Source organism: Micromonospora sp. NPDC047557 (genome assembly GCF_043205095.1).
Lineage (GTDB): Bacteria > Actinomycetota > Actinomycetes > Mycobacteriales > Micromonosporaceae > Micromonospora.
Genome location: NZ_JBIDDK010000001.1, coordinates 1,452,464 through 1,472,337, shown reverse-complemented (window position 1 = coordinate 1,472,337; position 19,874 = coordinate 1,452,464). Strand labels below are relative to the sequence as shown.

At 70.2% G+C, this 19,874-nt stretch carries 18 protein-coding genes; 9 read left to right on the top strand and 9 right to left on the bottom strand.

Features of this window, described 5'->3' with window-relative positions; genetic code table 11:
• Window positions 1-24: 24 nt before the first annotated feature.
• The 7 genes from ACGGAQ_RS06930 to rpmH all read right to left on the bottom strand — a co-directional run bounded on the left by ACGGAQ_RS06930 (window position 25) and on the right by rpmH (window position 5,224).
• Window positions 25-1,344, bottom strand: a complete 1,320-nt coding sequence (locus ACGGAQ_RS06930) for an AAA family ATPase (RefSeq protein WP_393045309.1) — start codon at window positions 1,342-1,344, stop codon at window positions 25-27.
• A 255-nt stretch (window positions 1,345-1,599) separates the two neighbouring features.
• Window positions 1,600-2,298 carry a 16S rRNA (guanine(527)-N(7))-methyltransferase RsmG gene (gene rsmG, locus ACGGAQ_RS06925; protein ID WP_393045705.1) on the bottom strand — a complete coding sequence of 233 codons (699 nt, stop codon included), beginning with the start codon at window positions 2,296-2,298 and terminating at the stop codon, window positions 1,600-1,602.
• 224 nt (window positions 2,299-2,522) lie between these two features.
• Complete coding sequence (locus ACGGAQ_RS06920) at window positions 2,523-3,077, bottom strand: protein jag (protein ID WP_393045703.1); 555 nt, start codon at window positions 3,075-3,077, stop codon at window positions 2,523-2,525.
• Between the two features lie 279 nt (window positions 3,078-3,356).
• Window positions 3,357-4,349 carry a membrane protein insertase YidC gene (yidC, locus tag ACGGAQ_RS06915; RefSeq protein ID WP_393045307.1) on the bottom strand — a complete coding sequence of 331 codons (993 nt, stop codon included), beginning with the start codon at window positions 4,347-4,349 and terminating at the stop codon, window positions 3,357-3,359.
• Window positions 4,346-4,639: a membrane protein insertion efficiency factor YidD gene (gene yidD / locus ACGGAQ_RS06910; RefSeq protein WP_354854837.1), complete on the bottom strand. Its 294-nt coding sequence runs from the start codon at window positions 4,637-4,639 to the stop codon at window positions 4,346-4,348. The genes yidC and yidD overlap by 4 nt, the downstream gene beginning before the upstream one ends.
• Window positions 4,636-5,052, bottom strand: a complete 417-nt coding sequence (gene rnpA, locus ACGGAQ_RS06905) for a ribonuclease P protein component (RefSeq protein WP_393045305.1) — start codon at window positions 5,050-5,052, stop codon at window positions 4,636-4,638. The genes yidD and rnpA overlap by 4 nt, the downstream gene beginning before the upstream one ends.
• A 34-nt stretch (window positions 5,053-5,086) precedes the next feature.
• Window positions 5,087-5,224: a 50S ribosomal protein L34 gene (gene rpmH / locus ACGGAQ_RS06900; RefSeq protein WP_007453904.1), complete on the bottom strand. Its 138-nt coding sequence runs from the start codon at window positions 5,222-5,224 to the stop codon at window positions 5,087-5,089.
• A 498-nt stretch (window positions 5,225-5,722) separates the two neighbouring features.
• Between rpmH and dnaA the strand changes: the two genes are divergently transcribed.
• The 5 genes from dnaA (at window position 5,723) to ACGGAQ_RS06875 (ending at window position 12,334) form a co-directional block, all read left to right on the top strand.
• Entirely contained in the window at window positions 5,723-7,675 is a 1,953-nt protein-coding gene (dnaA, locus tag ACGGAQ_RS06895; RefSeq protein ID WP_393045302.1) for a chromosomal replication initiator protein DnaA, read from the top strand.
• A gap of 795 nt (window positions 7,676-8,470) precedes the next feature.
• Window positions 8,471-9,604 (top strand): DNA polymerase III subunit beta, encoded by a 1,134-nt coding sequence (gene dnaN / locus ACGGAQ_RS06890; protein WP_357573711.1) that lies wholly within the window; start codon window positions 8,471-8,473, stop codon window positions 9,602-9,604.
• Window positions 9,605-9,644: 40 nt separating this feature from the next.
• Window positions 9,645-10,517 carry a phosphogluconate dehydrogenase (NAD(+)-dependent, decarboxylating) gene (gene gnd / locus ACGGAQ_RS06885; RefSeq protein ID WP_393045299.1) on the top strand — a complete coding sequence of 291 codons (873 nt, stop codon included), beginning with the start codon at window positions 9,645-9,647 and terminating at the stop codon, window positions 10,515-10,517.
• Between the two features lie 16 nt (window positions 10,518-10,533).
• Window positions 10,534-11,667, top strand: coding sequence for a DNA replication/repair protein RecF (gene recF, locus ACGGAQ_RS06880; RefSeq protein WP_393045297.1), 1,134 nt, complete (start codon window positions 10,534-10,536; stop codon window positions 11,665-11,667).
• Window positions 11,657-12,334: a DUF721 domain-containing protein gene (locus ACGGAQ_RS06875; protein ID WP_393045295.1), complete on the top strand. Its 678-nt coding sequence runs from the start codon at window positions 11,657-11,659 to the stop codon at window positions 12,332-12,334. Before recF ends, ACGGAQ_RS06875 begins: the two co-directional genes overlap by 11 nt.
• A gap of 11 nt (window positions 12,335-12,345) precedes the next feature.
• On the opposite strand, the gene ACGGAQ_RS06870 is transcribed toward ACGGAQ_RS06875, so the two are convergent.
• Complete coding sequence (locus tag ACGGAQ_RS06870) at window positions 12,346-12,573, bottom strand: hypothetical protein (protein WP_354854848.1); 228 nt, start codon at window positions 12,571-12,573, stop codon at window positions 12,346-12,348.
• 92 nt (window positions 12,574-12,665) lie between these two features.
• On the opposite strand from ACGGAQ_RS06870, the gene ACGGAQ_RS06865 reads away from it, so the two are divergent.
• Complete coding sequence (locus tag ACGGAQ_RS06865; protein ID WP_393045292.1) at window positions 12,666-13,166, top strand: MarR family winged helix-turn-helix transcriptional regulator; 501 nt, start codon at window positions 12,666-12,668, stop codon at window positions 13,164-13,166.
• On the opposite strand, the gene ACGGAQ_RS06860 is transcribed toward ACGGAQ_RS06865, so the two are convergent.
• Window positions 13,151-13,705 (bottom strand): hypothetical protein, encoded by a 555-nt coding sequence (locus ACGGAQ_RS06860; RefSeq protein ID WP_234584449.1) that lies wholly within the window; start codon window positions 13,703-13,705, stop codon window positions 13,151-13,153. The genes ACGGAQ_RS06865 and ACGGAQ_RS06860 overlap by 16 nt on opposite strands.
• A gap of 522 nt (window positions 13,706-14,227) precedes the next feature.
• Between ACGGAQ_RS06860 and gyrB the strand changes: the two genes are divergently transcribed.
• From gyrB to ACGGAQ_RS06845, 3 genes are all read left to right on the top strand, one after another.
• Window positions 14,228-16,174 carry a DNA topoisomerase (ATP-hydrolyzing) subunit B gene (gyrB, locus tag ACGGAQ_RS06855; protein WP_393045290.1) on the top strand — a complete coding sequence of 649 codons (1,947 nt, stop codon included), beginning with the start codon at window positions 14,228-14,230 and terminating at the stop codon, window positions 16,172-16,174.
• Window positions 16,175-16,304: 130 nt separating this feature from the next.
• Entirely contained in the window at window positions 16,305-18,827 is a 2,523-nt protein-coding gene (gene gyrA / locus ACGGAQ_RS06850) for a DNA gyrase subunit A (RefSeq protein WP_393045288.1), read from the top strand.
• A gap of 4 nt (window positions 18,828-18,831) precedes the next feature.
• On the top strand, window positions 18,832-19,737 hold the full coding sequence (locus ACGGAQ_RS06845) for a DUF3566 domain-containing protein (RefSeq protein WP_393045286.1): 906 nt from the start codon (window positions 18,832-18,834) through the stop codon (window positions 19,735-19,737).
• The last annotated feature ends 137 nt before the right edge of the window (window positions 19,738-19,874 follow it).

Below are 19,874 nucleotides of genomic sequence, written 5' to 3'. Positions count from 1 at the left end.
ACGCCTCCCAGCGACTTGTCCCCACTACGCATTCCGACCCACCGGCTCCTTGACGCCCCGCTCGGCGATCTCCTGGGCGGCCTCGAAGTAACTCGTGGCGCCCCGCGAACCGGGATCGTAGGTCATCACCGACTGGCCGTAGCTGGGTGCCTCGGAGACCCGCACGTTGCGGGGGATGACCGCTTGGAGGACCTTGTCGCCGAAGTGGTTCCGGACGTCCTGCTCGACCGCGTCCGCGAGGCGGGTACGCCTGTCGTACATGGTGAGCAGGATGGTGGACACGTCGAGCTTCGGGTTGAGGTGTTGCCGCACCAGGTTGATGTTGTTGATCAGCTGGTTGAGCCCCTCCAGGGCGTAGTACTCGCACTGGATCGGGATCAACACCTCCTGCGCGGCGACCAGAGCGTTGACCGTGAGCAGGCCGAGCGAGGGCGGGCAGTCGATGAAGACGTAGTCGAACTGGCCCGGGTAGGCGGCGATCGCACGGTCGAGGCGCGACTCCCGCGCCACCACCGACACCAGCTCGATCTCCGCGCCGGCGAGGTCGATCGTGGCCGGTACGCACCACAGGTTGGGGATGCCCTCGACCGCCTGCGCCACCTCGGAGAGCGGCACGCTGTTGATCAGACAGTCGTACACATCGGGGATGCCGGTGTGGTGCGGCACGTTGAGGCCGGTCGAGGCGTTGCCCTGGGGGTCGAGATCGACCACGAGCACCCGGTTGCCGTGCAGGGCGAGCGCCACCGCGAGGTTGACCGTGGTCGTGGTCTTACCCACGCCGCCCTTCTGGTTGGCGACGCACATGACCCGGGTCCGGTCCGGTCGAGGCATGGTCACCTCGCCACTGGGATTCAGGATCTGCACGGCGCGCATCGCCTCCATAGCCAACGGTGGGTCATCCTCTTCGCGCGTCGGGGTTTCACGTGAAACGTACGTGGGATCGGCCGCGACCGCGGCCAGCGACTCGGTCGAAGCGACCGGTACGTCCGGAACCACCGGTGCGGAATCGCGTACCGCAGCGGCGGTCGGCTGGTGCGGCACTGCTGGCTCGAAGCGGACCGCCGCAGCCGTGTTCCGCCGACCGAGCGGCTGTCGCACCTCGGCGGCGTTGACCGGTCGACTCGGTCCGTCCGATGCTCGACGCCCAGCCGTCGGCTCGGAAGTCTCCGACCCGGTGAATTGAACCGCCGGGTCGTCCCGCGATACCAGCGGATCGCTGTCCGCCGGAGGGGTGGACGCCCCGGTGGCACCGGGCGACCAGCTGGGGTAGTCGGTTTCACGTGAAACAGGGTCGCTGGTTGACCCGGTCACGCGTGGATCGTCGTACCTGCCGTCGTCATGCACCTGTCATCCCTGCCCGCTTCGGATGGTCGGTCCGCGCCCCGGTCAACTTGGCCACACCCGCGCTCGCACCCCGGAGCGTACGGCCCCTCGGGAGCGGCCGGAGTCCGCGACGTCCGTCGGCCGCTCCACATTATCGACGCGCGGTCAGCCTACGGCGGACGGGCGCGGCCGGTCCACGTCGGGTTCTCATTCCCTCGTCCATCCGTACCGGTACAACGAGGCAACCCTCCGACCGGACGCCCGATGGCGCGATGGTCAGCGGCGGCGAGCTCGCCCGCCGCGGGAGCGCTTACTGGCAGCAGGCCGGGCCGGACCGACCATCCGCTCGCGGACGATCTCCACCACGGTCGTGGGCGGGTCGATCACTCCGACACCACAGAGGTGCACGGCGGCTTCCCCGCCACCGAGCCGCGCCACGACGTCGGCGTGCTCCTCGATCTCCGCAGCGGCGGACGACCCCTTGAGCGCCAGCAGCCGCCCACCCCGCACGGCAAGCGGGAGGCACCAGGTCGCCAACCGGTCCAGCGGTGCGACCGCGCGGGCCGTCACCACGTCGCCGCTGATCGGGTCCCGACCACTCGATCCGCTGGCGGCTTCGTCGGCGCGGCCGCGGAACACGCGTACCGACCTGGTCAGGCCGAGCCGCTCAACGACCTCGATCAGGAACGACGTCCGCCGAGCCAGCGGCTCGATCAGGGTGACCGTCAGGTCAGGGCGCGCGATGGCCAGCACCAGACCGGGCAGACCGGCGCCGGAGCCCACGTCGAGCACGCTCGCCCCGGTCGGAATGCGCTCGACCACCGCGGCGCAGTTGAGGAGATGACGGTCCCAGATCCGGGGTGCCTCGCGCGGGCCGATCAGACCGCGGACCACACCGTCGGTGGCCAGGATTTCGGCGTACGCGGCGGCCAGGTCGAGCCGGTCACCGAAGAGGGTCAGTGCGGCCGGGGCCAGCTCGGGCGGCAGCGCGACGTCCGACGGCGACGGTGTGCCGTCGGCCGAGGCGGCCGTGGATGGCGAACCGTCGACGGGGAGAGCCGAGGCCGGGCTGCCGTCAGTCTCGTCGTACTCCGTCGGGTCGGTGCCCGGGGTGGCACGCCGGACAGCGGACGGCCCGGACGGCGTGCCGCCCGGGCCGGTCACGGCGTCAGCCGTGGTGTCGTCGTGGGTCAACGGAGTCAGTCCGCCGGCCGGACGACGATGCGCCGGTTGGGCTCGACGCCCTCCGACTCGCTCTCCACGCCGGACATGGCGTTGACGACGTCGTGGACGCACTTGCGCTCGAACGCGGACATCGCATCGAGGCGCACCGGCTCGCCGTACTCCTTGACCTTCTCGACGGCGTTCTTGGCGACGGCGGCGAGTTCCTTGCGGCGGTTCGCCCGGTAGCCACCGACGTCGAGCAGCAGGCGGCTCGGCGTACCGGTCTGCCGGAAGACGGCAAGCCGGGTCAGCTCCTGAAGCGCCTCCAGGGTGGCGCCGCGCTGGCCGACCAGGTTCTGCAGTCGGGCGCCGACCACCTCGACCACCGGACGGCCGCCGGCGACCAGCTCGTCGATGTCGCCGTCGTAGTCGAGGATGTCGAGCAGCCCCTCGACGTAGTCGGCCGCGATCTCGCTCTGCCGGAACAGGTCGGACTCGCCCACGGCCTTCTTCTCACGACCACCGGCGGCGGCCTCGGTGTCGTCGCCGTCGGCCTCGGTCTCGTCGTCCTCGGTGTCGTCGCCGTCCACCGCGAGCGTCGCGGTCTCCTCCTCGTCCAGGGACTGCTCGGCGCGGGGGATGCTGGTCTCGGTCACGGTCTCATCTCCGTACTCGCTCGGCCGGACCGTCGGGTCCGCTGGTTTCCCGGGGCCGGCGGGAGGTCGCCGGTGCCCACGGGCACGTCTGTACGGGCAGTGTCGCCCGTGACCGCGCCGCGCGCGGTCGGTTCCGCCCGGCGCCGGCCGTACGGCGGCTGCGCGGTGCGGGGTCGGGCCGCCGCCGGTTGCCCGGCGGCGGCCCTACGAGGGTCAGCCCTGCCGCTTGGCCGGGCGGCTCTTCTTCGGGTTGGCCGGCTTGGCGCCCGGCTTCGGGCCCGCCACCTTCGGGGCGGTCGCCTTGACCGGGGCCGGTGGGGCGGCCTTGCCGCGCCCGAACAGGCCGCCCGACTTGGCGGGCTGCACCGGGTTGCGAGTGGCCGCGGGGGCGGTGGCCTTCTTGGCGGTCACCGGCGGCGGGAACTTCCGCAGCACCCACTGCTGCTGCCCGAGGGTGAAGAGGTTGTTCGTGACCCAGTAGATGATCACACCGATTGGGAAGATCGAGCCGGAGATCAACAGCGAGGCGGGGATGCCGTAGAGCATCAGCCGCTGGATCATCCGCTGCTGCGGGTCCTCAGCCCAACCGGTCTTGAGGATCATCTGACGGCTGGTCAGGTAGGTGGTCGCGATCATGACCAGGACCAGGACACCGGCGATGATCTTGACCGTGGTGCCGTTGGCGCCGAGACGGGCCAGCTCGTCGGCGCTGGAGCCGAACTTGCCCGACAGCGGCGCGGTAAAGAGCTTCGCGTGCGAGGCGCTGTTGAACTGGTCGACAGTCCAGCCGTAGATCGTCTTCTTGTCTTCCGACTTGAACGGGTCGAGGCGGCGCAGCACGTGGAAGAGGCCCAGGAAGACGGGGATCTGGAGAAACATCGGAAGGCAGCCCATGAGCGGGTTGGCCTTTTCCTTCCGGTAGAGCTCCATCATCTCCTTCTGGAGCGTCTCCCGGTCACCCTTGTGCTTCTCCTGCAGCTCCTTCACCTTGGGCTGCAGTGCCTGCATCGCCCGCTGGGACTTGATCTGCTTGACGAAGACCGGGAACAGGATCACCCGGACGGAGACCACCAGGAAGACGATGGCCAGGATCCAGGCGAAGTTGGTGCCGATCACCGCGTCGATGGGCACCCCGATGGCGTCCCAGGCGGAGTGCCAGGTCAGCAGGATCCACGAAATCGCGTAGTAGATCCAGTCGAGACTCAATTCGGTGCTCCAGTCACATCGGCACGGCGGCGACCGCCCGGCTCCGGCACCGGGTCATGTCCACCAGGGTGGAAGGGGTGGCAGCGCAACAGCCGCCGGACCGCCAGCGCGGCTCCCCGGAGCGCGCCGTGCCGGGCCACCGCCTCCTGGGCGTACGCGCTGCACGACGGGTAGAACCGACAGCGAGCCGGCAGTGCCGGACTTATCCACCGACGGTACGCGATGATGGGCGCGATCAGCACCCTGGCACCGGTTGACGTCGGGCGCGGGGCGGTCGGGTCGGTGCTCACCGGGACCGCCTCTCCCGGGGCGTGCGGGCAACCGCGATGGCGGAGTCCAGATCCGCGGCGAGCCGGGGATACGACGCCTCGGCCGCGGCGGGCAGCGCCCGGACAACAAGGGTGCTGCCGGCGGGCAGCGCGCCCAGCCGCTCCCGCACCAGCGCCCGCAGTCGACGCCGGACCTTGTTGCGGACCACCGCGTTCCCGACGGCCTTGGATACGACGAAGCCGGCGCGGGCCGGAGCGGAGGGCTGCTCCGCAACGGTGTCCCGCGCCGGCTCCGGCGAGGTCGTTGTGCTGGTCCCGGTGGCCGACGGCATGGTCAGGTGGACCACGACCGCGCCTCGACCGACGCGACGGCCACCGCGAACCGCTGCGGCGAAGTCAGTGCTACGCCGCAGTCGCTGTGCGGCGGCCAGCACGACTGCCCACGTCCCCCGGACCGGCCCGGTCGGCTCAGGCCGACAGGGTGGTGCGACCCTTGGCGCGGCGGCTCGAGAGGATGGCACGGCCGGCACGGGTGCGCATGCGCAGCCGGAAGCCGTGGGTCTTCGCGCGCCGGCGGTTGTTCGGCTGGTAGGTGCGCTTGCTCACGTCAGGCTCTCCGTTTTCGTACGCGCCCCGCGCGACGGGATCGCCGGGGTCGTGGGGTGGTCCAGGCCACCTCGACGGTGGCCACCGATCGGTGCTGCCCTGCGGAGCCGAACCTCGGCGGTGCGGGGATGCGACCGCGGACAGCAAGCACCCATCACCCTAGCAGAGGACGAGAGAGCAGCCGCTCCAGCCTACGCAGGGGTGCAATGACCGTCAAACACCCACAGCGGGGGACATCGGGACGCGCCCGGGACCGAAGGGGCGGTTTTCGCTGATGCCGACAAGGCCGCTGCGGCGTCGCCGGTTGATGGGGCAGGGACAACGCTGTTACCGTGCCCGATTGCGGTGAGCGTCGGAAGCTCCGGTCGTCGCGCGCAGGCAAGACCGGACACGCTGGTGAATCGTTCGGCACGGTGAACCCGCTTCAGCGCACGTCCAGGCAGGGGGCAGGTCCCACCCGCGCCCGGCGGGCGGCCACAATCGGTCGGTACACAGGCTGTGGATAACCTGTGGACGACCGCTGGTCAGCTGTCCGGGTGGGTGTTGTTCCACCCGCGCACGCGGCGGGCCCGGGACGGCCGGCTGGCAGACAGCGGCGGCCGGGAGCAGAGGCGAGGGGGTGGCACGACGGTGGCCGGTACGACCGACCTTGCCGCGGTGTGGTTGGCGGCGACCGACGAGCTCGCCGACGAGATCATCTCTGCCCAGCAACGTGCCTACCTCCGGCTGACCCGGCTCCGGGCGATCGTCGAGGACACCGCGCTGCTCTCCGTACCGGACGCGTTCACCCGGGACGTGATCGAGTCGCGGCTCCGCCCGGCGATCACCGAGGCGCTGACCCGCCGGCTCGGCCGGCCGATCCAGGTGGCCGTGACGGTGCGGGTGGCCGAGGACGCCACCGGGCGCCCGGCCGGCACCGTCTACCGCAGCACCCCCGAGCCGGGACTGCTCGACGTCGAGGATCCGCCGTCCGCCCCGCTCGGCGACGAGTACACCGGGCGAGGTGTGGCCGACGAGGCCGTCGGTGAGCAGCAGCGCCCACCCGCGAGCGCCGTACCGCCGGCGCCGGCGGGTCCGCCTCCCGCGTCGGCCGTCGACGGACACCGGTCCGGCCTGATCCCCGCCAGCCGGGACGGGCAGGAGGCCCTCTTCAGCGCGGCCTTCGTCGAGCCGATGCGGTCGCCCCGACCGGCGCCCGAGCGGCGCGGGTACGACGAGCAGGCGGCCCGCCTCGACCCGCCCGGCCCCGACACCCGGCCCTACGAGCCCCGCTACCGCGAGGACGCCGCGTCCCCCCGGGACCAGCACGTGATCCGTTCGCTGCCCCGCGACGGTGCGACGGACAGCGGTCCGGGCCGCAGTGGGATGGAACACCGCGCGGGCGGCCGCGACGACCGCCGGCTGCCCGGCACCGACACCGGCGGCAACCGGCTGAACCCGAAGTACATGTTCGAGACGTTCGTCATCGGCTCGTCCAACCGGTTCGCCCACGCGGCGAGCGTGGCGGTGGCCGAGTCGCCGGCGAAGGCGTACAACCCGCTGTTCATCTACGGCAGCTCGGGGTTGGGCAAGACGCACCTGCTGCACGCCATCGGGCACTACGCCACGACGCTCGGCAACGCCCGGTCGGTGCGGTACGTCTCGACCGAGGAGTTCACCAACGACTTCATCAACTCGCTGCGGGACGACAAGACCAGCGCGTTCCAGCGGCGCTACCGCGACGTCGACATCCTGCTGATCGACGACATCCAGTTCCTGGAGAACCGCGAGCGTACGCAGGAGGAGTTCTTCCACACCTTCAACACCCTGCACAACGCCAACAAGCAGATCGTCATCACCTCGGACCGGTCGCCGAAGCAGTTGGCCACGCTGGAGGACCGGCTGCGGACGCGCTTCGAGTGGGGTCTGCTCGCCGACATCCAGCCGCCGGATCTGGAGACGCGGATCGCGATCCTGCAGAAGAAGGCGGCGCAGGAGCGGCTGTACGCCCCACCGGACGTGCTGGAGTTCATCGCCTCCCGGGTGTCGAACTCGATCCGGGAGTTGGAGGGCGCGCTGATCCGGGTGACCGCGTTCGCGAGCCTGACGCGGTCGACCGTCGAGCTGTCGCTGGCCGAGGAGGTGCTGCGGGACTTCATCCCGGACGGCGCCGGCCCGGAAATCACGGCGGATCAGATCATGGTCTCCACGGCCGACTACTTCGGGGTGAGCCTGGAGGACCTGCGCGGCCAGTCCCGCTCCCGAGTCCTGGTCAACGCCCGCCAGGTGGCCATGTACCTGTGTCGGGAGCTGACCGAGTTGTCGCTGCCCCGGATCGGGCAGGCGTTCGGTGGCCGGGACCACACCACTGTCATGCACGCGGACCGCAAGATCCGCCAGCAGATGGCCGAGCGGCGCTCGCTCTACAACCAGATCGCCGAGCTGACCAACCGGATCAAGCAGAACACCTGAGGGGTACGCCGCACGACGCGGCGGACACGCCCGGCCGGATCTCCGGCCGGGCGTCTTTTTTTCGTCTCCAGCGGGCCTCGGCTCGCCTCCCGGAGCGGCTTCGGCTTGACCCTCGACATGGTGCAGACCACAGGATCGACGCCGTGTCCACCTTGATACTCACTCGTTGTCCACAGCTCGTTATCCACCGTCGGTGGATAACTACGGTCCGTCCTCCGCCAGTTACCCACAGGCTGTGGAGAAACCCTGTGTACGACGCTGTGGACGGCTGGGGACAACGACCAGGTTGTCCACCGATGATCGTCGACCTGTGTACGAGCTGTTGAAGGTTCTGGGGACAACAGCAATGGTGATCTTCTCGGTCGTCCACAGGCATGGGGAGAAAGTCGGTGGATTACCGGTGGACAACCGGTGGACAACGGTGGACAACTGGCCGTCGTCGCCGGGCTGTGGACACCCGAGGCAGTTGTACCCCCGGTTCTCCACAGCCAACTCACCGGTGGATAACCTGTCTGAGCTGCGCAGACCCGAGTTCTCCACAGTTTGCACAGGTGCGATGAAGACGATGGGTTATCTCTTCTAAGAGAACAAAAACCAATCATCACCGTTGGGCTTTCTGTGGATCGGGCCGAACGCTGCCGGACAGGCCGGTCAGCATCGACACGATCCACGGGGTCGGGCGCACAGCCGATGTCCCTGCGCCCTAAGGTGCGATGGGTACCCGCACGGTCGGGCGGGACGGTAGGCAGCGGTCGGCATGAGAGAGTTGTCGCTGACGTCGACGCGGAGGCATTGATGAAGTTCCGAGTGGAGCGCGACGCGCTCGCCGAGGCCGTGGCGTGGACCGCGAAGAGCCTGCCGAACCGGCCATCCGTACCGGTGCTCGCCGGGGTGATGCTCCGCGTCACCGACGGCAACCTGCGGGTCTCCGGTTTCGACTACGAGGTTTCGAGTCAGGTGACCGTCGAGGTGCAGGGTGACGCCGACGGCGCCGCGCTGGTCTCCGGTCGCCTGCTCGCCGAGATCACCAAGGCGTTGCCGGCCAAGCCGGTCGACATCGCCGCGGTCGGCGCCCACCTCGAGCTGGTCTGCGGCAGCGCCCGGTTCACCCTGCCCACCATGCCGGTGGAGGACTACCCCGCCCTGCCCGAGATGCCGCAGAGCGCCGGCACCGTCGATGCCGCGGCGTTCGCCACCGCGGTCTCCCAGGTGGCCATCGCCGCCGGCCGGGACGAGACGCTGCCGATGATGACCGGCGTCCGCGTCGAGCTCTCCGGCAGCACGCTGTCGATGCTCGCCACCGACCGGTACCGGCTGGCGTTGCGCGAGATCCAGTGGCGGCCCGACGACCCCGAGGTCAGCATCAACGCCCTGGTTCCGGCCCGCACCCTGAACGACACCGCCAAGGCGCTCGGCCCGCTGGGCGGCGAGGTCACCCTCGCCCTCGCTCAGGGCGCGGCGGGCGAGGGCATGGTCGGCCTCGCCGGCGGCACCCGTCGCACCACCAGCCGGCTGCTCGACGGCGCCAACTACCCGCCGGTGCGCTCGCTCTTCCCGGCCACCCACAACGCCGAGGCCCGGGTGTCGGTCAGCACCCTGATCGAGGTCGTCAAGCGGGTCGCCCTGGTGGCCGAGCGCACCACCCCGGTGCTGCTCAGCTTCAGCGCCGACGGGCTGGTGGTCGAGGCCGGCGGCTCCGAGGAGGCACGGGCGAGCGAGGCGATGGAGGCCACCTTCACCGGTGACGCGCTGACCATCGGCTTCAACCCGCAGTACCTCATCGACGGCCTGGCGAACCTGGGCTCGCAGACCGCCGTGCTGTCGTTCGTCGACGCCTTCAAACCCGCGGTGATCTCACCCGCCGGCGAGGATGGCGAGGCCATTCCGGGGTATCGGTACCTCATCATGCCGATCCGCGTGTCTCGCTGATCGCGCCCAGCAACACCCAGATCCACGGAGGTAGGAACAAATGCAGCTCGGCCTGGTAGGACTCGGCCGGATGGGCGGCAACATGCGCGAGCGGTTGCGGGCTGCCGGCCACGAGGTGGTCGGTTTCGATCACAACCCGCAGCTGAGCGACGCGGCAAGCCTCGCCGAGCTGGCGCAGAAGCTGGAATCGCCGCGGGCGGTCTGGGTCATGGTGCCCGCCGGCGTCACCGATGCCACGATCGACGAACTCGCCGGGGTGCTCGGCGAGGGCGACATCATCATCGACGGCGGCAACTCCCGCTTCAGCGACGACGCTCCCCGGGCCGAGCGGTTGAACGAGCGCGGCATCGGCTACGTGGACGTCGGCGTCTCCGGAGGCGTCTGGGGCCGGCAGAACGGCTACGGGCTGATGGTCGGCGGCGCCCAGGAGCACGTCGACCGGCTCATGCCGATCTTCCAAGCGCTCAAGCCGGAGGGTGAGTTCGGTTTCGTGCACGCCGGCCCCGTCGGCGCCGGGCACTACTCGAAGATGGTGCACAACGGCATCGAGTACGGCCTCATGCACGCCTACGCCGAGGGCTACGAGCTGTTGACCGCCTCGGAGTTGGTGACCAACGTCCCGGGCGTGTTCAAGTCCTGGCGCGAGGGCACGGTGGTCCGCTCCTGGCTGCTCGACCTGCTGGACCGGGCCCTCGACGAGGACCCGGAGCTGGCCGATCTGAGCGGCTACACCGAGGACACCGGCGAGGGGCGCTGGACCGTCGACGAGGCGGTCCGGCTTGCCGTCCCGCTGAACGTCATCACCGCCTCCCTGTTCGCCCGCTTCCAGTCGCGCCAGGACGACTCACCCGCCATGAAGGCCGTCGCCGCGCTGCGCCAGCAGTTCGGTGGCCACGCCGTCCACAAGCGCTGAGCGGTATCCACACCCTGTGTACGTCCACCGGCTGGAACTTGTCGACTTCCGCTCGTACGAGCGGGTCGCCGTCGACCTCCAGCCGGGGGCGAACGTCCTGATCGGCGCCAACGGCGTCGGCAAGACCAACCTCGTCGAGGCGCTCGGCTACGTGGCGACCCTGGATTCGCACCGGGTCGCCACGGACGCGCCGCTGGTCCGGATGGGCGCCACCTCGGCGGTGATCCGCTGCGCGGTGGTCCACGACGGCCGGGAACTCCTCGTCGAGCTGGAGATCGTGCCGGGGCGGGCCAACCGGGCGCGGCTGGGCCGCTCCCCGGCGCGGCGGGCGCGGGACGTGCTCGGCGCCCTGCGACTGGTGCTCTTCGCGCCGGAGGACCTGGAACTGGTCCGCGGCGATCCGGCCGAGCGCCGTCGCTACCTGGACGATCTCCTGGTCAACCGGCAACCCCGCTATGCGGGCGTACGGGCCGACTACGACCGGGTCGTCAAGCAGCGCAACGCTCTGCTGCGCACCGCGTACCTCGCCCGCAAGACCGGCGGCTCTCGGGGCGGCGACCTCGGCACCCTCGCCGTCTGGGACACCCACCTGGCCCAGCACGGCGCGGAGCTGCTCGCCGGGCGGCTGGAGCTGGTCGCCGCGCTCACCCCGCACGTCGCCAAGGCGTACGACGCGGTGGCCGCCGGGCGGGGTGCGGCCGGTATCGCCTACCGGCCGTCGATCGAGCTGGCCGAGCCGACCACCGACCGGGCCACGCTGGCGGAGGCGCTGACGACCGCGCTCGCCGCCTCCCGCACCGCCGAGATCGAACGGGGAACCACCCTCGTCGGCCCGCACCGCGACGAGCTGGCCCTGTCCCTCGGTCCGCTCCCCGCCAAGGGGTACGCCAGCCACGGCGAGTCCTGGTCCTTCGCGCTCGCCCTGCGGCTGGCCGGGTACGACCTGCTGCGCGCCGACGGTATCGAACCGGTCCTGGTGCTCGACGACGTCTTCGCCGAGCTGGACACCGGGCGCCGGGAGCGGCTGGCGGAGCTGGTCGGCGGGGCCAGTCAGCTGCTGGTCACCTGCGCCGTGGACGACGACGTGCCGGCCGCGCTGCGCGGCACCCGCTATCAGGTCGGTGAGGGGACGGTACGTCGTGTCGGATGAACCGGACGCCAGGCGGTCAGGCGCCAACCGCACCGGCAGCGGCCGGCAGGCCGGTGACGCCGCGAACGCGCGTACCGCAAAGTCGGGAGCGACCGGAGACGGCGCCGCCGGTCCGGGCGCGGCCGGAAGCGGCGCGGCCGGTGTCGACGGCGGCGGGCCGGCGGGGCCGGAGCTGGCCCGGGCGGTGCTCGACGCGGCGCTGTCGCGCCGGCAGGCGGCGGCGCGCACCCGGCGTACCCCCGGGAGCGGCGCGGACGGCGCCGGCGGTTCGGGGCGCCGGCTGCGTGGCTATTCGGGCCCCGGCCCCGACCCGCGCGACCCGCAACCCCTCAGCGCGGTGCTGAACCGGCTGGTCAAGGCGCGCGGCTGGCAGCAGCCCGCCGCCGAGGCCACCGTGTTCGGCGCCTGGGAGCGGGTGGTCGGCGCCGAGGTCGCCCAGCACAGCCGGCCGGTCAAGCTGGAGAACGGCGAACTGACCGTGGAAGCGCGCTCGACGGCCTGGGCGACCCAGCTGCGGCTGCTCGCCGGCTCGCTGCTCAAGCAGATCGCCCAGGAGGTCGGTCACAACGTGGTGCGCAAGCTGCACATCCACGGCCCGGCCGCGCCGTCCTGGCAGAAGGGGCCGCGCCGGGTGCGCGGTCGAGGGCCGCGCGACACGTACGGCTGAGCCCCGCCCGCTCAGCGCCGCCGGTCGGCTTCGCGCGCCGCCCGCTTGCGCTCGCGCTGCTCCTGGGTGTAGCGCTTGCGCTCGGCCAGGTCGCGTTTCCACGCCTCGCGGGCCTCGGCCGAGCCACCCTGCACGGCGCCCGCGACCCCGTCGGCCGGGCCGGCGAGGTTCCGGAACGTCCACCGCATCAGGCGACCACCCTCGCCCGGCGTCCTGTTCGCCGTGCCGTCCTCGCTCATCCGCAGTCCCTCCACACGCGATCAGTTGCCACACCAATGATTGGCACACCAACGATCGCTACGATAGTCAGCATGCAGTCAGCGAGCAACCGATGAGCGGACAGCCGGAGGGCGTCGATCCGTTGGCGCTGGAGCAACAGGTGTGCTTCGCCCTGTCGGTCGCCGCACGGAGCGTGGTGGCCGTCTACCGGCCGCTGCTGGAACCGATGGGGCTGACCCACCCGCAGTACCTGGTGATGCTGGCGCTGTGGCAGCACGCGCCGCTGTCCGGCCGCGACCTCAGCCGGCTGCTACAGCTCGACCCGGGCACCCTGTCGCCCCTGCTCAAGCGGCTCGAAGCAGCCGGCTACCTGCGCCGGGAACGCGACGCCGCCGACGAGCGCAGCCTCGCCGTCACCCTCACCGCCACCGGCGCCGCGCTGCGCGCCCAGGCCGAGCGGATCCCGGCCGCGATCGTGCAACGCCTCGGGCTGCCCGTCGAGGACCTGCAGCACCTGCACGCGGTGCTCACGCAGGTGATCGCGGCGGCCAACCGGCCCGGCGGCGACCCGGCCGCCCCGCAGAGCGCGACAGCCGCTCAGGCGTCGGCGTAGACGGCGAAGCCGCGCTCGGCGCAGCGTCGGTAGAACGCCGCCAGCACGCCCAGCTCCGCGCAGGTGAAGTTCCACTGCGGCGGATCACCGCGCTCGTCGCGCAGCGCGTCGAGTCGGGTCTCCAGCCAGCGCAGCTGCTGCTCGGCCAGCCGGCCGTCGCCGAGCAGCGCCCGCAGCACCGTGCTCACCGAGTCGAAGGTGACCGTCTCGCCGTACTCCCGGTGGCCGGCCACGAACCGCTCGATGCCGCCGGCGATCCAGGCGCAGCCGTCCGGGTCGATCACCGGATCCTCGTCCTCGGCGGCGGCGTCTGTGGCATACAACACACCTTCGAGGCCGAGCAGGAGATCCACCAGCTCGGTGTACGCGGTCGCCCGGACGGTGCCGGTCTTCGCGATCAGCTCGGCCAGCGCCGCCGTCGGCGCGGAGATCCGTGGCAGGTCGACGATCTCGCCGAAGTCGACGAACTCGGCCGGCGCCACCGGATCGTAGAAGCGGCCGGTCCGCGGCCAGTGCACCGCGACGTTGTCCAGCCCCATCTGTCACCTCTTAGAGAGCACGTGTCGGGTCGATCGGGTCGATCGTCCCGGTTCCGGCCGGTAAAGATCAAGGCCGCTTCCGGGGCGCCGCAAACGTACGGCACGGACGGTCCGGCCGCGACCCCCGACCCGCCCGAGCGCGGGTCAACCCGTCCGGGGGCGGCGCGTCCGATCGGAGCCTGGCGTGTGGGGGGAGTCGAGGGTAATGGGGTTCTGCCGGCTACGGACATCTCAGCCGCCTCGTTGAGGGTGCCGAGTGGTGGTTCTGTCCTCCGCGCACAGTAGGATTGACAGCGAGACGAAGACCCGGGTGCGGGGCGAGGGACGGGGCCGGTGGCCCAGGTTCATTCTCCCCTCCGGGTCGAGCCGATCGCGATCCGCGGGCAACCGCGGCGACCGGCGCGTTCGACCCGCTGTCCGGAGGTCTCCGGCACCGGTCCGCGCGCCGACGTCGCGTCCTGTCCGCCGAACCCGCGCCCGACGCGCCCTCCCGGCGCCGACGACGCGAGAAAGTGGCCGAGGGTGGCAGCGCAGGACAAGCAGGAGTACGGCGCAGAGTCGATCACCGTTCTCGAGGGGCTGGAGGCGGTCCGCAAGCGGCCCGGTATGTACATCGGGTCGACTGGCGAACGCGGTCTGCACCACCTCGTCTGGGAGGTCGTCGACAACGCGGTCGACGAGGCGCTGGCCGGATACTGCGACACCATCGACGTGGTGCTACTCGCCGACGGCGGCGTCCGGGTCACCGACAACGGCCGAGGCTTCCCCGTCGACCTGCACCCGAAGCTGAAGAAGCCGGGTGTCGAGGTCGCGTTGACCATCCTGCACGCGGGTGGCAAGTTCGACGGCAAGGCGTACGCGGTCTCCGGCGGTCTGCACGGCGTCGGTGTCTCCGTGGTGAACGCGCTCTCCACGCGGATGTTCGTCGAGATCCACAAGTCCGGCTCCGTGTGGCGGCAGCACTACACCAACTCCAAGCCGAGCCCGCTGGAGAAGGGCGAGACCACCGACCGCACCGGTTCGGCGGTCTCCTTCTGGCCCGACCCCGACGTCTTCGAGACCGTCGACTTCGACTTCCAGACCATCTATCGGCGCCTGCAGGAGATGGCCTTCCTCAACCGCGCGCTGCGCATCCACCTGCTCGACGAGCGGGTGGCCGAGGAGGAGGACGGCCGGCAGCGCGAGGTCACCTTCTACTACGAGGGCGGCATCGCCGACTTCGTCCGGCACCTCAACGCCTCCAAGAACCCGATCCACAAGACGGTGGTCGAGTTCGGCGCCGAGGAGGAGGGCATGTCGGTCGAGATCGCCATGCAGTGGAACGAGTCGTACGGCGAGTCGGTCTACACCTTCGCCAACACGATCAACACCCACGAGGGCGGCACCCACGAGGAGGGCTTCCGGTCCGCGCTGACCAGCGTGGTCAACCGGTACGGCACCGACAAGAAGCTGCTCAAGGGCGACGAGAAGCTCTCCGGCGAGGACATCCGGGAAGGGCTCGCGGCGATCATCTCGGTCAAGCTGGCCAACCCGCAGTTCGAGGGCCAGACCAAGACCAAGCTCGGCAACACCCCGGTGAAGAGCTTCGTGCAGCGGGTCTGCAACGAGTGGTTGGTCGACTGGTTCGACCGCAACCCGGCCGAAGCCAAGATGATCATCACGAAGGCGTCCCAGGCGGCCCGTGCCCGGATCGCCGCGCAGCAGGCGCGCAAGCTGGCCCGGCGCAAGTCGCTGCTGGAATCCGGCTCGATGCCGGGCAAGCTGGCCGACTGCCAGTCCACCGACCCGCGCGAGTCCGAGGTGTTCATCGTCGAGGGCGACTCGGCCGGTGGTTCGGCCAAGCAGGGTCGCGACCCGCGCACGCAGGCGATCCTGCCGATCCGCGGCAAGATCCTCAACGTGGAGAAGGCCCGGATCGACCGGGTCCTGAAGAACAACGAGGTCCAGGCGCTGATCACCGCGCTGGGCACCGGCATCCACGACGACTTCGACATGGAGAAGCTGCGCTACCACAAGGTGGTGTTGATGGCCGACGCGGACGTCGACGGCCAGCACATCCAGACGCTGCTGCTCACCCTGCTGTTCCGCTTCATGCGTCCGCTTGTCGAGCTGGGCCACGTCTACCTGGCCGCTCCGCCGCTCTACAAGATCAAGTGGAACAAGAAGGGCGACGACGCGCAGTACGCCTACTCCGACCGCGAGCGGGACGGGCTCATCGCGCTGCGCCAGCAGAAGAAGCCGAACGCCAAGCCGGACGACATCCAGCGCTTCAAGGGCCTCGGCGAGATGAACTATCCCGAGCTGTGGGAAACCACGATGAACCCGGCGACGCGTACTTTGCGTCAGGTCACGCTCGACGACGCCGCAACCGCGGACGAGTTGTTCAGCGTCCTGATGGGTGAGGACGTCGAGGCGCGCCGGTCGTTCATCCAGCGCAACGCCAAGGACGTGCGGTTCCTGGATATCTGACGGACCTCGGCGGGCCGGTCGGGCAAGACCCGGCCGGTTCGCCGATCCACAGAGTTATCCACAGCTTGGTCGGTATCCACAGCCGTTATCCACAGCACGAAAACGACTCTGAGTCTGATAAGGGTATACAGTGACCGATTCCCCCGAGTCCACACCGAACGAGCCCGAGGTTCCCGCCGAGGCGCTCGCCGCCGTGGTCGCGCACGACCGGATCGAGCCGGTCGGCCTCGAGGTGGAGATGCAGCGCTCCTACCTCGACTACGCGATGAGCGTGATCGTCGGGCGCGCGCTGCCGGACGTCCGGGACGGGCTCAAGCCGGTCCACCGCAAGATCCTCTACGCCATGTTCGACTCCGGCTACCGGCCGGACCGCGGCTACGTGAAGTGCTCCCGGGTCGTCGGCGACGTGATGGGTCAGTTCCACCCGCACGGCGACTCGGCGATCTACGACGCGCTGGTCCGGATGGCGCAGCCCTGGTCGCTGCGCTACCCCCTGGTCGACGGCAACGGCAACTTCGGCTCGCCCGGTAACGACCCGGCCGCCGCGATGCGCTACACCGAGTGCAAGCTCGACCCCCTCGCGATGGAGATGCTGCGGGACATCGACGAGGACACCGTCGACCTGCAGGACAACTACGACGGCCGGGCCAAGGAGCCCACGATCCTGCCGTCGCGGATCCCCAACCTGTTGGTGAACGGCTCCGAGGGCATTGCGGTCGGCATGGCCACCAAGATCCCGCCGCACAACCTGCGGGAGATCGGCGCGGCGGTGCAGTGGTGCCTGGAGCACCCCGAGGAGGACGAGGAGACCACCCTCGAAGCCCTGCTCGGCATCGTCAAGGGCCCGGACTTCCCGACCCACGGCCTGATCGTCGGCACGACCGCCATCCAGGACGCGTACCGCACGGGTCGTGGCTCGATCCGGATGCGCGCAGTGGTGGAGGTCGAGGAGGACAAGCGGGGTCGGCCCTGCCTGGTCGTCAGCGAGCTGCCCTACCAGGTCAACCCGGACAACCTCGCCGAGCGGATCGCCGAGCTGATCAAGGAGGGCAAGCTCGCCGGCATCGCCGACATCCGCGACGAGTCCTCCGGGCGTACGGGCATGCGGATCGTCTTGGTGCTCAAGCGCGACGCGGTCGCCAAGGTGGTGCTGAACAACCTCTACAAGCACACCCAGCTCCAGGAGACCTTCGGCGCCAACATGCTGGCGCTGGTCGACGGGGTGCCGCGCACGCTCAACCTGGCCCAGTTCATCCGCTACTACGTCGAGCACCAGATCGACGTGATCCGCCGGCGGACCGCGTTCCGGCTGCGCAAGGCCGAGGAGCGGGCGCACATCCTGCGCGGTCTCGGCAAGGCGCTGGACGCCCTGGACGAGGTCATCGCGCTGATCCGGCGGTCGCCGACTGTGGACGACGCCCGCCAGGGCCTGATCCGGTTGCTGGAGATCGACGAGATCCAGGCGACCGCGATCCTCGACATGCAGCTGCGCCGACTGGCCGCCCTGGAGCGGCAGCGGATCGTGGACGATCTGGCCAAGCTTGAGATCGAGATTGCCGACCTCAAGGACATCCTCGCCAAGCCGGAGCGGCAGCGGAAGATCGTCTCCGAGGAGCTCGGCGAGATCGTCGCCAAGTGGGGCGACGACCGGCGGACGCAGATCATTCCGTTCGACGGCGAGGTCTCCATGGAGGACCTCATCGCCCGGGAGGACGTGGTCGTCACGATCACCCGGACGGGGTACGCCAAGCGGACCAAGGTCGATCTGTACCGCTCGCAGCGGCGCGGCGGCAAGGGCGTCAGTGGCGCCACGCTGCGGCAGGACGACATCGTGAGCCACTTCTTCGTATGCTCGACGCACGACTGGATCCTGTTCTTCACGAACAAGGGTCGGGTCTACCGGGCCAAGGCGTACGAGTTGCCGGAGGCCAGTAGGGTAGCCAAGGGCCAACACGTGGCCAATCTGCTCGCCTTCCTACCCGACGAGCAGATCGCGCAGATCATCGAAATCCCGAACTACCAGGTAGCCCCCTATCTGGTACTGGCCACGAAGAACGGCCTGGTGAAGAAGACGCGGCTCGAGGAGTTCGACTCCAACCGTTCCGGCGGAATCATCGCGATCAACCTGCGCGATGAGGACGAGCTGGTCGGTGCTGCGCTGGTGGCGCCGGAGAACGACCTGCTGCTGGTCTCCAAGAAGGCGCAGGCGATCCGGTTCAACGCCTCCGACGAGGCGCTGCGGCCGATGGGCCGGGCCACCTCGGGCGTGATCGGCATGCGCTTCACGGACGACGACGTCCTGCTCGCCATGGAGGTCGTTCGGGACGGTTTGGACGTCCTGGTGGCCACGAACGGGGGATACGCGAAACGTACCCCGATCGAGGAATACCCGGTGCAGGGCCGGGGAGGTAAGGGCGTGCTGACTGCGAAGATCACCGAACGGCGCGGTGGTCTGGTCGGTGCCGTGGTGATCGACCCAGACGACGAGTTGTTCGCGATCACCAGCAACGGTGGTGTCATCCGGACTCCGGTGAAGCCTGTACGCCGTACGCGTGACCGGAACACAATGGGGGTCAAGCTGATGGACCTCCCGGACGGCGTGACTATCGTGGCGATTGCTCGCAATGCCGACGAGCCTGACGAACAGGACTAGTTGAATGACGGAGACACAGGCGAAGTCGGGGAACACGGGGACCTCGGCCAACCCGGTCGACGAGGAGGCCGCCAAGGGCGGCACACCAGCGACCGGCCGCGCGGCCGTGGGCCGGGCCACGGTTCCCGCCGACGCGCCTGCCCCGAAATTCACCCGGGCTCCCGGCATGACACCTCCGCCGGAGCAGCCCGGCGAGGACGGGGGATCGGGCGACGCCAAGGCCGAGACGTCGGCTGTCGAGGCACCGACGTCCGCCGGGGTGGCCCCCGCGGCGGCCGCCCCACCCCCGGCTCGGCCGACGACCACCCAGCCGATCACCACCCGGCCCGGTCAGGCGACATCGACCGGGGCCACCGGCACCCAGCCGCGGATCACGCCGGGCATGACCCAGCCCGACTCGGGGCGTACGGCCGCTGGCGGTCGCCCCGCGAGCGGTGGTGGCCTGCCGCCGGGGATCGGCAACGCGTCGGCCGTCGGGGCCGCTCGCGTGGGTGAGGCGGTACGCGCCGCGCGTACCTCGGTCAGCTCGGCGGCGTCCCGCGGACCGCGCCGGGCCCGGCTGAACCTCAAGCGGATCGACCCCTGGTCCGTGATGAAGTTCGCGTTCGCCGTCTCGGTGGTGCTGTTCATCGTCGTGGTGGTCGCCACGTCGGTGCTCTACCTGGCGCTGGACGCGATGGGCGTGTTCCAGAGCGTCAACGACAGCCTCAGCGACCTGGTCAACGCGGGCGGTGGGCAGAGCACCAACGGGTTCCAGATCACCGCCAAGGGCGTGATCCTCAGCTCGGCGCTGATCGGCCTGGTCAACGTGGTGCTGTTCACCGCGCTGGCGACGCTGGGAGCGTTCGTCTACAACGTCTGCGCCGACCTGGTCGGCGGGATCGAGCTGACGCTCGCCGAGCGGGACTGAGTGAGACCGGGGCGCCGGGGCACCGCGGAATGCGGTCGCTCCGGCGCCCCGTACTCGGGTAGGTTTTGCAGGCGGCGACGGCCCGGCTCACAGGTTCGGACCCCGATTTGGGGCCGGCAGAGCGGATGGGTTAATCT